This is a genomic window from Shewanella sp. Choline-02u-19, assembly GCF_002836205.1.
Lineage (GTDB): Bacteria > Pseudomonadota > Gammaproteobacteria > Enterobacterales > Shewanellaceae > Shewanella.
Genome location: NZ_PJBE01000013.1, coordinates 523,057 through 537,327 on the forward strand (window position 1 = coordinate 523,057; position 14,271 = coordinate 537,327).

Sequence of the window (14,271 nt, forward strand, 5' to 3'; positions counted from 1 at the left end):
TTATAACTGTTTGATTTATATGTTAATAAAAAATAAGCAATAAATTTTAAAAAAATAACTAAAGAATAAAAAAGCGCTGCCGTTAAAGTTACTGTAACCCAATAGACCCGCCTGGCATAAGTAGACAGGCAAGTTTTTAAGCCAGGCACTCAAGAGGAATCAAATCATGGCTATTACAGTAAACACCAACGTCACTTCAATGAAAGCGCAAAAGAACCTCAATGCTTCTAGCCAAGGTTTGGCTACATCTATGGAACGTTTATCCAGTGGTCTGCGCATTAACAGCGCAAAAGATGATGCCGCTGGTTTGGCTATTTCTAACCGTTTGGACTCTCAAGTTCGTGGTCTAGATGTGGGTATGCGTAATGCCAATGACGGTATTTCAATCGCACAAATCGCTGAAGGTGCGATGCAAGAGCAGACCAACATGTTGCAGCGTATGCGTGACTTATCCGTGCAATCAGTTAACGGCTCGTTATCTGCCAGCGATCAACTAGCGTTAGACGCTGAATTTGTTGCTCTCAAAACTGAAATTGCTGCAATTGGTACAAACACCGCGTTTGGTGAGACTAAATTATCAGGCCAAACTATGGCTTTCCAAACTGGGCATACTGCCGCTGAATCTACGAGTGTCGTAGTTGCGGATATGAGTACTTTTGTTCCTGCCGCTTCTACGGCAGCAGCAGGACTTGGCGACGTTGATACTGCGCTTAAAGCGGTAGACACCGCCCGTTCTGCATTGGGTGCGGTGCAAAACCAATTGAGCCACAATATTAGCAACAGTGCTAATACTCAGGCGAACGTGGCTGATGCAAAGAGTCGTATTGTTGATGTGGATTTTGCTAAAGAAACCGCAGAGATGACCAAGAACCAAGTACTACAGCAGACAGGCTCAGCTATGCTGGCTCAGGCAAACCAACTACCACAAGTTGCGCTATCTCTCCTTTAATATGGCTAGTTAACGTATAGATGGTTTAAGGGGAGATTCGATATGGATCTCCCTTTGTTGTATCTGTAATTCAAAATAAAATGGTAAGTGGAAGAATTCTAAATAACTTTTGCGGAGGTGAAGTATGACAATGGATGTAAGTTTCGCTGGTTCCAATAATGCAGCAACGGCTAGTATCGCGCCCAGTAAGCCTGTTACGGAACCGTCCCAAACGTTGGAAAACGAAAGCGCACTAATGGTGTCTAAGGCTGAAAATGTCGAGGAAGTACAACAAACCGAAAAGGGCGAGCAACACAAAACTGAAGAATTAACAGCTGTTGCAGCCGAACTTACCGATATGATGTCGTTAATGCGAAAAGGACTTGCATTTAAAGTCGATGAACATTCAGGCCGAAATGTGGTGAGTGTGATGGATATTGAGTCAGGTGATGTGCTCCGGCAGATCCCCAATGAGGAGGCGCTACAGTTAGCTAAGAAACTCGCTGAAGTGGCAGGATTCTTGCTTGAAACTGAGGCGTAAATGAAGTGTCAATAAAATTTTATGTTGTCTAGGAGATAAGTATGGCATTAACAGCAACAGGTATTGGTTCAGGGTTAGACATTAACAAGATTGTTAATGTGTTAGTTGATGCCGAAAAAATACCTAAAGAAGCCATATTTGATAAAAAAGAGCAAACGATTGACTCAAAGGTCTCAGCAATAGGGACATTAAAGAGCCAGCTTTCAAGTTTCCAAGACGCGCTTAAAAAGCTCAGCGACCCAGCTGCATTAAATATCAGAAAAGTGTCTACTGGTGACAGCAGCTATTTTACCGCTAAAGCCGACGAGAATGCGCAATCGGGCAGTTATCAAATTGAAGTCGAACAGCTGGCAAAGTTCCATAAAGTTGCAGGAGCTAATGTCGCAGACTCAACATTACCTGTTGGACAAGGCTCTCTTGACCTATCAGTTAATGGTGAATCATTTTCAGTGGCTGTCGAGGCAACTGATTCGTTAGAAACTATCGCAAAAAAAATAAATGACGCATCTGATAACTCTGGTGTTACCGCCACAATTATTACCAGTGACGGGGGCAGTCGACTCATATTTAGCTCTGATGAGTCGGGGCTTGATAATCAAGTCAATATCACAGCAACAGACACCGTCGGCAGCGATCTCAATAATATGTTTGGTGGCGCAAACTTATCAACTTTGCAAGCCGCTCAAAATGCAGTGGTTTATATCGATGGTCAAAAAGTTACCTCTCAAAGTAATGAGGTAAAAAATGCAATCACTGGCGTGACCCTATCCTTAACGGATGCAGACTTAACTAAGACTTCAACTCTTAAAATAGAGCAAGATAATGAAGCGGTAAAAGAGAATGTTGAAGCTTTTGTTGAAGCCTATAACACTTTAATTGACTCTATCGATAAGCTGTCGAATTACGATGTTGATAAAAAAGAAGCTGCTGCGCTTCAAGGTGATTCAATGATCCGTTCGATCGAATCGCAAATGCGTAATATGATCAGCAATCGCGTCGATGTCGATGGTGAAACCGTTGCTCTGTATGATATAGGTGTCGAAGTCGACCGTTTCGGTAAAATGTCGATTGATGATACTAAGCTTGATAAAGTAATTGCTGAAGACATGGACTTAGTGTCAGGACTATTTTCTACCCCAGATACAGGTATTGCCAATAGCTTAGATAAGCTGGTGGATGGTTATGTTAAATCTGGCGGTTCAATCGATAGTCGCAACAACGCATTGACCAGTGATAAACATAGATTAGATGATCAACGAGAATCCTTTTCATTGAAAATGGAAATGCTGCAAGCGCGCCTATTTAAACAGTTTAATGCAATGGATCTCATTGTTGGCCAGCTAAATCAACAGAGTTCTAGTCTTTCTGATCGGTTGAGCTCTCTACCGGGTGTCGTTATCCAATCGTAAGTTGCTTTAGGAGTTTTGCTTGCAGTATTTATCAGAATTAAACTTTAAACTAGCAGAAGTGCTAGCAACTCTTAAGCAAACCCCAGCTGAAGATGAATCAACCGATGAGTTGGTATCATACTTGCAGACGTTAGTCGGGAAGCGTCAACTTTTACTCACGAACATTTTTGCTAACCTAACGGATGAAGATGAACCTGAATTAAGAAAGCAGCTGGCACTCACTCAATCGTTTGAGGCGCAAGCAAAAGTCATCCAGGAACATCGTCAAGCATTATTGTACGCCGGACGTAAAAGCAAACGGCAGCTAAATGTTTACAAAGCTATAGATGAAAATAGGTAGGTTTTAATGAGAAGTTCTCTTCAATCATATCGCAAGGTTTCATTAGACAATGAAATTTCAATCGCTACACCACATCGCATTATTCAGATGATGTTTGACGGGGCGCTGCAGCGTATTGCGCAAAGTCGTTATGCGATTGAAAATAATGATATACAGAATAAAGGTCTTTATATTGGTAAGGCTATAGGTATTATTACAGGCTTAAATAACAGCCTGAACATGGATGCTAGTGCTGATATTTCCAAGAACCTTAGCGACTTATATGACTTCATGTTACGTCGTATTACCGAAGCAAATGTGAATAACGATGTCAATGCTTTGGACGATGTAAGTAACATTATTCGAACGATTAAAGAAGGTTGGGACGCAATTCCCGCCGATAAGCACCATATCGATTCACATGCCGGTGCTATGTAATTTCCACCGAAAAAGGAGTGGCGAGCCACTCCTTTTTGACTTCTGCCAAAAAATTGTCGTGGTTAAATTAACGAGTGCTGAGTTTTTAAGCAAAACAGATCCTGTTTATCATAAACTTCATCAGAGGCTTGCTTATAGCGAGCCGATAATACACTATTCAGTTTGGTAGTGAATTTAAAGGTATTTCTTTGAGAGAAGCTACCGGCTTTAAATAATAAGCAACTAACACTAATAATTAATGCGCTGATACATATAAGCCTAACGGCCTTCGGAATGATGCAAAAAGATCAACGAATTCTACTTGTCGGTAACCAGTCAGAGCGAATTAATCGCTTGTCATGTGTTTTTGAGTTTTTAGGTGAGCAAGTCGAGTTAGTCGGTTTCGACAAACTTGAGTTGTATACAAAACAAGCGCGTTTTCGTGCGATTGTTTTGCCCGCTGAAGCTCAATCAAAAGAACTTATTCAGTCTTTGGCTGGAGCGCTTCCGTGGCAGCCATTTTTGCTGCTGGGTGACGTTGCCGATGTTAAAGCCTCGAATATTCTTGGCTGTATCGAAGAACCACTAAATTATCCTCAGCTCACTGAGTTACTTCACTTCTGCCAAGTTTTTGGCCAAGTGAAGCGAGCTGATGTGCCTACTAGTGCCAATCAAACAAAACTGTTTCGCAGCCTCGTTGGCCGCAGTGAAGGTATCGCCAACGTGCGCCACCTCATTAGCCAAGTTGCCAGTTCTGAAGCCACAGTGTTAATCCTTGGGCAATCAGGTACAGGTAAAGAGGTCGTAGCACGAAATATTCATTATATTTCAGAGCGTCGCGATGGACCGTTTATTCCAGTTAACTGTGGTGCAATACCGGCAGAACTGTTAGAAAGCGAGTTGTTTGGCCACGAGAAAGGCTCATTTACCGGTGCAATTAGTGCCCGTAAAGGTCGATTCGAATTAGCAGAAAAAGGCACTCTGTTTCTGGATGAAATAGGCGACATGCCGCTGCAAATGCAAGTTAAGCTGCTACGTGTATTACAAGAGCGAGTATTTGAACGTGTGGGTGGCAGTAAGTCTATTGCGGCTGACGTTCGAGTTGTTGCGGCGACACATAGAAATCTTGAAAACATGATTGAAGAGGGGAGCTTTAGAGAAGATCTCTATTACCGCTTGAATGTGTTTCCAATAGAAATGCCTGCTTTGTGTGAACGCAAAGAAGATATTCCATTATTACTGCAAGAACTGGTTAGCCGAGTTTATAACGAAGGCCGTGGCCGAGTGCGTTTTACTCAAAGAGGCATCGAGTCGCTTAAAGAGCATGCATGGTCTGGTAACGTTCGTGAGTTATCCAACTTAGTTGAGCGCTTAACCATCTTGTACCCCGGTGGACTGGTTGATGTTAATGACTTACCGATTAAGTATCGTCATATTGATGTACCAGAATATTGTATAGAAGTTAGTGAAGAGGAACTTGAGCGTGATGCCCTAGCCTCTATCTTTAATGATGACGAGCCTATTGATATACCAGAGTCTCGTTTCCCAAGTGAGCTGCCTCCTGAAGGGGTTAACCTAAAAGATCTGCTGGCAGAGCTTGAAATCGACATGATTAGACAAGCATTAGATCAGCAAGATAATGTGGTTGCCCGCGCTGCTGAAATGCTCGGTATTCGCCGTACAACGCTCGTTGAGAAGATGCGTAAATACGGTTTAGGTAAAGATTAAAAGCCGGATAGTGCCGGATAGTGCAGAGATGGTACAAGCTGAGACGGTGAAAATCGGTTAAGAGCCGGTTTAAAGCTGGATAGTGCTGAGATGGTGGAAATCAGTTAAGAGCCGATTTAAAGCTGGATAGTGCTGAGATGGTGATAATCGGTTAAGAGCCGGTTTAGAGCTGGATAGTGCTGAGATGGTGATAATCGGTTAAGAGCCGGTTTAAAGCCGGATAGTGCAGAGATGGTACAAGCGACAGTGAAGCCAAGACGATTAAAGCCACGCTAATTGTATGCACCGATTTAAAATTAGAAAGCCAGAAGCATAGCTTCTGGCTTTTTTTGTTTTTTTGCTTTAATCTTTTCCTGCTGTTCTCGTAAGCGAAGCGTTCGTCTTAGCTTTCTCCCCGCTTTACAGTAAGCGAAGCGTCCGTCTTTGCTTGTTCCGTCTTAGTTCTATTCGTTTTTTAACCGTAAGGCCGAAGGCCGTTCGTCTTAGCTTGTTTCGTCTTAGCTTTATTCTGCTTTCCTCGTTCCTTTCCAAGTTGGCACAAAACCTGCTTCACCCCATCAAATGCAGTTTTTTTGACGGAGTTATAATGTCCGCAGTCCCTCAGCCACAATTTGATGCACTAACAAGCTATCGTCCACAACAGGTCGACGTTCAGCAAGCCGCAAATATGTCCAATCGTATGGATCATATTCTGCAGGCGATGCCATCTGGCGTAGTGATCATCAATGGTGATGGTATTGTGACAGACGCAAATCCGGTAGCCATTGAGTTGCTTGGCGGTCCATTAGAAGGGCTACGCTGGTTTAAAGTGATCAATCAGGCTTTCTCACCTAAAGATGATGATGGTCATGAAGTGTCACTGCGTAATGGGCGCCGCGTTAAACTGGCAATTACGCCATTAACGCCAGAACCAGGTCAGCTTATCGTGTTAACTGATTTGACTGAAACACGTTTATTGCAAAAGAATTTGTCACATCTACAAAGGTTGTCAGCATTAGGCAAAATGGTGGCTACACTGGCACACCAAGTGCGTACGCCATTGAGTGCCGCCTTGTTGTATGCCTCTAATCTTGCCAACCCTAAAATTTCCGATACCGCAAGAAAGCGCTTTCAGGGAAAGCTGGTCGATAGACTCAACGAGTTAGAGCACCAAGTTAACGATATGCTGCTAATGGCAAAAGGCCGCAAGCAGGAGCTGGACGTGATTGTCTCTATTGAAGAGGTGATTGATAGCGTATTGAATAACTGCCAACCGATCTCGGCGCAAAAAGGCTGCCAGCTGGATTTTATCAATCATTCGACACAGGGCATTCGCGCAAATGACTCAGCGTTAAGTTCTGCGATAAATAATCTGGTGGTGAACAGCATTGAAGCTGGCGCGACCAAGATAGAGATAAAGGCCTACGATACGGCCACAGCACTGCATGTTGATGTGATCGATAACGGTAAAGGGTTAGATGCCGATATGCAGCAACAAGTGCTTGAACCCTTCTTTACCACTAAGCCACAAGGCACGGGGCTTGGGTTGGCAGTGGTGCAATCAGTGGTGAATAATCATGGTGGCATGATGCAGTTGAGTTGTCATGTTGGTGAAGGCTGTACCGCCTCGCTTAAATTCCCTTTAGTGGCTAAAGCCAATATCACTGAATCAGTCGTAGGAGCTTAAGGGCATGTCTGAAGGTAAATTACTGTTAGTTGAAGATGATGCTTCATTACGAGAAGCTCTATTAGACACGCTGATGCTAGCGCAATATGAATGCGTCGATGTTGAATCGGCTGAAGCCGGCATTTTGGCATTAAAAAGTGACTCATTTGATATGGTGATAAGCGATGTGCAAATGGAAGGGATTGGCGGCTTAGGCTTGCTTAATTACCTGCAGCATAATCACCCTAAAGTGCCCATGTTATTGATGACGGCTTACGCAACGATTGATAACGCGGTCAATGCGATGAAGTTAGGCGCCGTCGATTATCTGGCTAAACCTTTTTCACCCGAAGTGCTGCTTAACCAAGTATCAAGATACTTGCCCGCTAAATCGACAGAGGGCACACCCGTTGTCGCAGACGAAAAGAGTTTAGCCCTGCTATCTCTGGCTCAGCGAGTGGCAGCATCAGATGCATCAGTGATGATCATGGGCCCAAGTGGCAGTGGTAAAGAGGTCTTGGCGCGTTATATTCATCAGCACAGCAATCGCTCTACAGGGGCTTTTGTCGCGATAAACTGCGCCGCAATTCCTGAGAACATGCTTGAAGCAACGCTTTTTGGTTATGAAAAAGGTGCGTTTACGGGGGCTTATCAAGCCTGCCCAGGTAAATTTGAGCAAGCACAAGGCGGCACGCTACTGCTTGATGAAATTTCAGAGATGGAAGTGGGCTTGCAAGCTAAGTTACTGCGAGTGCTGCAAGAGCGTGAAGTGGAGCGACTCGGTGGCCGTAAGACCATTAAGCTAGACGTACGAGTATTGGCGACCTCAAACCGTGATTTAAAAGCGTTGGCGGCATCGGGAGAGTTTAGAGAAGATCTTTATTATCGGATCAATGTCTTTCCGCTAACTTGGCCAGCGCTAAATCAACGTCCCGCGGATATTTTACCCTTAGCAAGACACCTTATTAATCGTCACTCTTTAGCGATGAATAAAACCGAAGTACCGGTATTGGCTGAATGTGCGTCGCGGAGGTTGTTAACTCATCGTTGGCCAGGCAATGTGCGCGAACTCGACAATGTGGTACAACGTGCGCTGATTTTAAATATTTCTAACGAAATAACCCTCGCTGATATTATTATCGATAATTGCGATATTTCACTTAACGCAGAGTCATTTCCTGTCGAAGAGGAAAAGCCCACTGAGCTTGACGGTTTAGGGACTGAACTTAAAGCACAAGAACATGTGATAATTCTAGAAACCTTGACTCAGTGTAATGGCAGCCGTAAAGCCGTCGCCGAAAAACTGGGGATCAGTGCTCGAACTTTACGTTATAAAATGGCCAAAATGCGCGACTCCGGGATTCAAATACCGGCTTAATAGCGGGTTCAAGCAGAGACGGTGAGAATCGGTTAAGAGCTGGTTAAGAGCCGGATAGAAGCCGGTTTGAAGCCGGATAGGGCTGAGACGATGAGAATCGGTTAAGAGCCGGTTTGAAGCCGGATAGAAGCCGGATAGGGCTGAGACGGTTCAAGCTGAGACGATGAGAATCGGTTAAGAGCCGGATAGAAGCCGGATAGGGCTGAGACGGTTCAAGCTGAGACGATGAGAATCGGTTAAGAGCCGATTTAAAGTCGGGTAGTGCTGAGATGGTTCGAGCTGAGACGATTTAAGCAGAGATGAAGAACTTTGTTGGATACCTAGAGGTATTTCGTTTGAATCTTGGCTGCTTTTTGTTTTAAGCTTTTCCTGCTTTTCCTGCTTTTCCTGCTTTTCCCGTAAGCGAAGCGTCCGTCTTTGCTTGTCCCGTCTTAGCTCTATCCGTTTTTCACCGTTAATTTAAATACTGGCACGATTACTGCTTTATCTAGTTCAATATAAGTTTTTCGTCAAGAAAACGACATTGGGAGATAGTAATGCAAATCGGCGCTAATTCTTTACTGCAAGAGATGCAGTCACTTAACGGCCAAATTGGCTCACCTGGGATCCAAACAGGTATTGCTCGCCAAGTGAATAACACTTCTGGCGCTGATTTTGGGCAACTTCTTTCTCAAGCTGTTGGAAATGTGAGCGAACTTCAATCGAATGCAGGTAATTTGGCCACTCGCCTTGATATGGGCGACACCACAGTGACATTATCTGATACCGTGATTGCGCGTGAGAAATCTAGCGTTGCTTTTGAGGCAACAGTGCAAGTAAGAAATAAGCTGGTACAAGCTTATAAAGACATTATGAGTATGCCTGTTTAGGCCTAAACTAACAGCAGGTAGCAATTGTGAGTACAGAAATGGTCGTAGGAACAGGTTCAAATGTCGCAACCAGTGGACAATCAGGTGGCGTTCAAGAGGAACATAAATCTGGTGTGATGGGCTCTATTGGTAATATCGATATGTTACGCCAAGTGACCATGATCTTGGCATTAGCGATCTGTTTGGCATTGGCTGTTTTTGTGATGATTTGGGCGCAAGAGCCTGAATATCGTCCTTTGGGGCAAATGAATACCCAGGAGATGGTACAAGTACTCGATGAACTTGATAAGAATAAAATCCCATACCAGATCCAAGGTGATGTGGTTAAGATCCCAGAAGACAAATATCAAGATGTGAAGATGATGCTAAGCCGCGCAGGTTTAGATCAAGCCGCTACAAATGACGACTATTTAAGTAAAGACAGTGGGTTTGGCGTGAGCCAGCGAATGGAACAAGCCCGCCTTAAACATAGCCAAGAACAAAACCTTGCAAGAACCATCGAAGAGTTAAAAAGTGTTAGCCGCGCTAAAGTTATCTTAGCCTTACCAAAAGAAAACGTATTTGCTCGCAATCGCTCAAAGCCGAGTGCGACAGTGGTAGTGAGTACCCGACGTGGCGGCCTTGGCCAAGAAGAGGTCGACTCTATTGTCGATATTGTGGCGTCAGCGGTACACAACTTAGAACCGAATAAAGTCACTGTGACAGACGCAAACGGTCGCTTGCTTAATTCCGGCAGTCAAGATGGCGTATCGGCTATTGCGCGCCGCGAACTCGAAATTGTTCAGCAAAAAGAGTCTGAGTATCGTAACAAGGTTGAGTCTATTTTGATGCCAATCTTGGGGCCTGAGAACTTTACTTCTCAAGTGGACGTTAGCATGGACTTTACCGCCGTAGAACAAACCGCTAAGCGCTACAACCCCGATTTACCCGCACTGCGCAGTGAAATGGTGGTGGAAAATAATTCAAATGGTAACACCAGTGGCGGTATTCCAGGGGCGCTGTCTAACCAACCGCCAATGAACGCGGATATCCCACAAGAAGTTGCTAGCGAATCGACCTCGGTTAGATCTGGTAGCAACCATAAAGAAGCCACCAGAAACTATGAACTCAATGAAACGATTAGCCATACCCGCCAACAAGTAGGCACGTTAAGACGTGTGAGTGTGTCGGTTGCCGTTGATTTTAAAAACGCCCCAGTTGCCGAAGACGGCAGTGTGACCAGAGTGCCACGCACCGAGCAAGAATTGGCTAACATTCGTCGCTTGCTTGAAGGTGCTGTAGGGTTTAATACTCAACGTGGCGACATGATTGAAGTGGTTACCGTACCGTTTATGGACCAACTCATTGAAGATGCTCCAGCAGTTGAAGTTTGGGAACAACCTTGGTTCTGGCGTGGAGTGAAGTTGGGCTTGGGTACTTTAGTTGCGCTGGTTATTGTGGTGTTTGTTATCAGCCCGATGCTTAAACGTATTGTTTACCCTGATAGCGCCAAAATGCTTGACGAGCCAAAGGTGGGTGATGAGCTTGCTGAGATTGAAGATCAGTATGCCGCAGACACATTAGGCATGCTCGAGCGACCCGAAGCTGAATACAGTTATGCCGATGATGGGTCGATTTTAATCCCCGATCTGCATAAAGATGATGACATGATTAAAGCCATCCGCGCCATTGTCGCGAATGAACCTGAACTATCGACTCAAGTCGTGAAAAATTGGTTATTAGAAGATGACAAATAATATTGGTGTAGAGGGCAAAACCGTTGCGCCTGCTGCAGGTTTTAAAGCTCAAGATTTAACGGGTGTTGAAAAAACGGCCATATTGCTCCTGAGCCTAAGTGAAAGTGATGCAGCTTCTATTTTGAAACACCTTGAGCCTAAGCAGGTACAAAAGGTGGGTATGGCAATGGCAGCCATGCAAGATTTTGGACAAGAGAAAGTCATTGGCGTGCATAAGCTATTCTTGGATGACATCCAAAAGTACTCTTCTATCGGTTTTAACAGTGAAGAGTTTGTGCGTAAGGCGCTTACTGCTGCGCTTGGCGAAGATAAAGCCGGCAATCTTATCGAACAGATTATTATGGGCAGTGGGGCTAAAGGTCTCGATTCACTTAAGTGGATGGACGCGCGTCAAGTCGCGACCATTATCCAAAATGAGCACCCACAAATTCAAACGATTGTGTTGTCTTATCTTGAGCCCGACCAAGCGGCAGAAATTTTTGCCCAGTTCCCAGAAAATACTCGTTTAGACTTAATGATGCGTATTGCCAACCTCGAAGAGGTGCAACCTGCCGCGCTGCAAGAGCTTAACGATATTATGGAGAAACAGTTTGCTGGCCAAGGTGGCGCACAAGCCGCCAAGATGGGTGGCCTGAAAGCGGCTGCTAACATTATGAACTACCTCGATACTGGCGTTGAAAGTCACTTGATGGAAACCATGCGCGAGTCTGATGAAGAGATGGCACAGCAGATCCAAGACTTAATGTTTGTCTTTGAAAACCTAAGCGATGTGGACGATATGGGCATTCAGGTATTGCTTAGAGAAGTGCAGCAAGATGTGTTGATGAAGGCGCTAAAAGGCACAGATGATCAACTCAAAGAGAAGTTACTGAGTAACATGTCTAAACGTGCCGCTGAACTGCTGCGTGATGATTTAGAGGCGATGGGTCCAATTCGAATTAGTGAAGTGGAAGTTGCTCAAAAAGAGATTTTATCAATTGCACGACGTCTGAGTGAAAGTGGTGAGTTGATGCTCGGTGGCGGCAGTGGTGAAGAGTTCTTATAATGGCTGATCCTAAAGAGCCCAAAGGGGTAACCGTCAATACCACTGATGAGTTTGGTCATTGGGACCTTCCCGATATTACAGAAGAGATTGATAGCTCATCGCTGAATATGTTTGGTCGACATGGCTTGCATGTTGACGTAGACAATGAGACCGAAATTGAAGCGATTTTACCGCCAACGCTGACCGAAATTGAAGATATCCGTGCTCACGCCGAGCAAGAAGGCTTTGTACAGGGTCAAGAAAATGGCCATGCCGAAGGGCTTGAAAAGGGCCGCTTAGAGGGACTGGAGCAAGGCCATACTGAAGGTTTTGAGCAGGGACAAGAGCAAGGTTATGAAGCGGGTCTGCAGGCATCTGCTGAGATACTACAAAGATTCGAAGCATTACTCACCCAATTTGAACAGCCGCTGAGTATATTAGATACTGAAATTGAAAAAGAGCTGTTGTCGACATCAATGAGCTTGGCTAAAGCGGTGATTGGTCATGAGCTTAAAACGCATCCTGAGCATATTTTGAGCGCGCTGCGTCAAGGCGTTGACTCACTGCCGATCAAAGAGCAGAAAGTGAATATTCGATTGTCACCAGACGATGAATCTTTAGTCACCGATTTATACACTGCTGCGCAATTGGAACGCAACCGATGGGACATTGAAGCCGACCCCAGTTTATCGGCAGGTGATTGCATCATCCATAGTCTCCGTAGCCATATTGATATGACCGTGGATACGCGTATTCAGCATGTATTTTTTGAACTAGAGAAAAGCCAACAAGATCTGTTGCAGCGCAAAGAGCAACAAGAAGAGGCGTTACTTAACCAGCGTCTGAGCAGTCAAACCGCAGCGGCTGCAGAAGTCGCCACTGCGACGGTACAGCCCTCACAAGATCAGCCTCCAGTAACCGAAGGTGAACATGCCAACACGCCAACACCGACTGCGCAGTAAACTGGCGCAGCACCACAAAAAAATTAACCCTTTTGTAGCAGAAGCCAGCGGGCAACTCGTGCGAGTGGTGGGTTTGACGCTCGAAGCAACGGGTTGTCGGGCTTCGGTTGGCAGTCTTTGCTCCATCGAAACCATGACGGGTGATTTAGTCGCTGAAGTGATTGGTTTTGACGATGATTTACTTTACCTGATGCCAATCGAAGAACTCAACGGTGTGTTGCCTGGCGCTAAAGTGACGCCATTGGGTCAGCAGTCTGGCCTGAGTGTGGGTTTGGCATTGTTAGGGCGAGTGCTCGATGGCAGTGGCGTACCAATAGATGGTTTAGGCAATCTACAAACCGATCAAAAAGCCCCTACACATACAACCGCAATCAATCCACTAGCAAGGCGAGCGATAAGTGAGCCACTCGATGTTGGTGTTCGCGCGATCAACTCGATGTTGACCGTCGGTAAAGGCCAACGAATGGGCTTGTTTGCCGGTTCTGGTGTGGGTAAAAGTGTGCTGTTAGGCATGATGACGCGAGGCACTAACGCTGACATTATTGTGGTGGGGTTAGTGGGCGAGCGTGGCCGAGAAGTCAAAGAGTTCATCGAAGAGATCTTGGGGCCAGAAGGACGTGCCCGCTCAGTCGTGGTGGCAGCGCCTGCTGATACTTCGCCCCTGATGCGACTTCGTGCTTGTGAAACATCGACTCGAATTGCCGAGTATTTTCGTGATATGGGTTATAGCGTACTGTTACTGATGGATAGCCTAACCCGTTATGCTCAAGCGCAGCGAGAGATCGCGTTAGCGGTGGGTGAACCCCCTGCGACGAAAGGATATCCGCCTTCAGTATTTGCTAAACTCCCCAAACTTGTTGAACGCGCAGGAAACGGCGGCGGCAAGCAAGGCTCAATAACGGCGTTTTACACCGTGCTCACCGAGGGCGATGATCTGCAAGATCCAATCGCTGATGCATCGCGCGCCATTCTTGATGGCCATATTGTGTTGTCACGCTCGCTTGCGGATTCAGGGCATTACCCTGCTATTGATATTGAAGCGTCAATTAGCCGTGTTGCACCTATGGTGATTAGCACCGCGCATTTAGAAGCTATGCGCCGTGTTAAGCAGGTGTATTCGCTTTATCAACAGAATAAAGATCTGATTTCAATTGGTGCTTACACTCAGGGAAGCGATCCTCGTATCGATAACGCTATCCGCTTGCAACCTGCGATGAATGCATTTTTGCGACAAACCATGAAAGATACCATTACCTTCGAAAGTAGTGAGTTAATGTTGAGTCAACTCGGTGCACAATGTCATGTCTAGCGCTGA

Annotated in this window: 13 protein-coding genes; all 13 read left to right on the forward strand. The window is 45.3% G+C overall.

The genetic code is table 11. The annotated features are described in order from the left end of the window. Positions 1–166 precede the first annotated feature (166 nt). Positions 167–949 carry a flagellin N-terminal helical domain-containing protein gene (locus CXF83_RS08970; RefSeq protein WP_101092227.1) on the forward strand — a complete coding sequence of 261 codons (783 nt, stop codon included), beginning with the start codon at positions 167–169 and terminating at the stop codon, positions 947–949. Positions 950–1,079: 130 nt separating this feature from the next. Next, positions 1,080–1,469 carry a flagellar protein FlaG gene (locus tag CXF83_RS08975; protein ID WP_101092226.1) on the forward strand — a complete coding sequence of 130 codons (390 nt, stop codon included), beginning with the start codon at positions 1,080–1,082 and terminating at the stop codon, positions 1,467–1,469. Between the two features lie 41 nt (positions 1,470–1,510). Then, on the forward strand, positions 1,511–2,878 hold the full coding sequence (gene fliD, locus CXF83_RS08980) for a flagellar filament capping protein FliD (protein WP_101092225.1): 1,368 nt from the start codon (positions 1,511–1,513) through the stop codon (positions 2,876–2,878). A 19-nt stretch (positions 2,879–2,897) separates the two neighbouring features. Next, complete coding sequence (locus tag CXF83_RS08985) at positions 2,898–3,218, forward strand: hypothetical protein (RefSeq protein ID WP_101092224.1); 321 nt, start codon at positions 2,898–2,900, stop codon at positions 3,216–3,218. Between the two features lie 6 nt (positions 3,219–3,224). After that, positions 3,225–3,635, forward strand: coding sequence for a flagellar export chaperone FliS (gene fliS / locus CXF83_RS08990; RefSeq protein WP_101092223.1), 411 nt, complete (start codon positions 3,225–3,227; stop codon positions 3,633–3,635). A 273-nt stretch (positions 3,636–3,908) separates the two neighbouring features. After that, positions 3,909–5,342, forward strand: coding sequence for a sigma-54 dependent transcriptional regulator (locus CXF83_RS08995; protein WP_101092222.1), 1,434 nt, complete (start codon positions 3,909–3,911; stop codon positions 5,340–5,342). A 586-nt stretch (positions 5,343–5,928) separates the two neighbouring features. Next, complete coding sequence (locus CXF83_RS09000; RefSeq protein ID WP_101092221.1) at positions 5,929–7,008, forward strand: sensor histidine kinase; 1,080 nt, start codon at positions 5,929–5,931, stop codon at positions 7,006–7,008. 4 nt (positions 7,009–7,012) lie between these two features. Further along, the gene (locus tag CXF83_RS09005; protein WP_101092220.1) at positions 7,013–8,365 is read left to right on the forward strand and encodes a sigma-54-dependent transcriptional regulator; all 1,353 of its coding nucleotides are present in this window, start codon (positions 7,013–7,015) and stop codon (positions 8,363–8,365) included. A 536-nt stretch (positions 8,366–8,901) separates the two neighbouring features. Beyond that, the gene (gene fliE / locus CXF83_RS09010; protein WP_101092219.1) at positions 8,902–9,234 is read left to right on the forward strand and encodes a flagellar hook-basal body complex protein FliE; all 333 of its coding nucleotides are present in this window, start codon (positions 8,902–8,904) and stop codon (positions 9,232–9,234) included. A 38-nt stretch (positions 9,235–9,272) separates the two neighbouring features. Then, positions 9,273–10,970: a flagellar basal-body MS-ring/collar protein FliF gene (fliF, locus tag CXF83_RS09015; RefSeq protein WP_101092218.1), complete on the forward strand. Its 1,698-nt coding sequence runs from the start codon at positions 9,273–9,275 to the stop codon at positions 10,968–10,970. After that, positions 10,960–12,015 (forward strand): flagellar motor switch protein FliG, encoded by a 1,056-nt coding sequence (fliG, locus tag CXF83_RS09020; protein WP_101092217.1) that lies wholly within the window; start codon positions 10,960–10,962, stop codon positions 12,013–12,015. The genes fliF and fliG overlap by 11 nt, the downstream gene beginning before the upstream one ends. After that, the gene (gene fliH, locus CXF83_RS09025) at positions 12,015–12,956 is read left to right on the forward strand and encodes a flagellar assembly protein FliH (protein ID WP_101092216.1); all 942 of its coding nucleotides are present in this window, start codon (positions 12,015–12,017) and stop codon (positions 12,954–12,956) included. The genes fliG and fliH overlap by 1 nt, the downstream gene beginning before the upstream one ends. Continuing rightward, positions 12,925–14,265 (forward strand): flagellar protein export ATPase FliI, encoded by a 1,341-nt coding sequence (gene fliI / locus CXF83_RS09030; protein ID WP_101092215.1) that lies wholly within the window; start codon positions 12,925–12,927, stop codon positions 14,263–14,265. The genes fliH and fliI overlap by 32 nt, the downstream gene beginning before the upstream one ends. Positions 14,266–14,271: the final 6 nt, after the last annotated feature.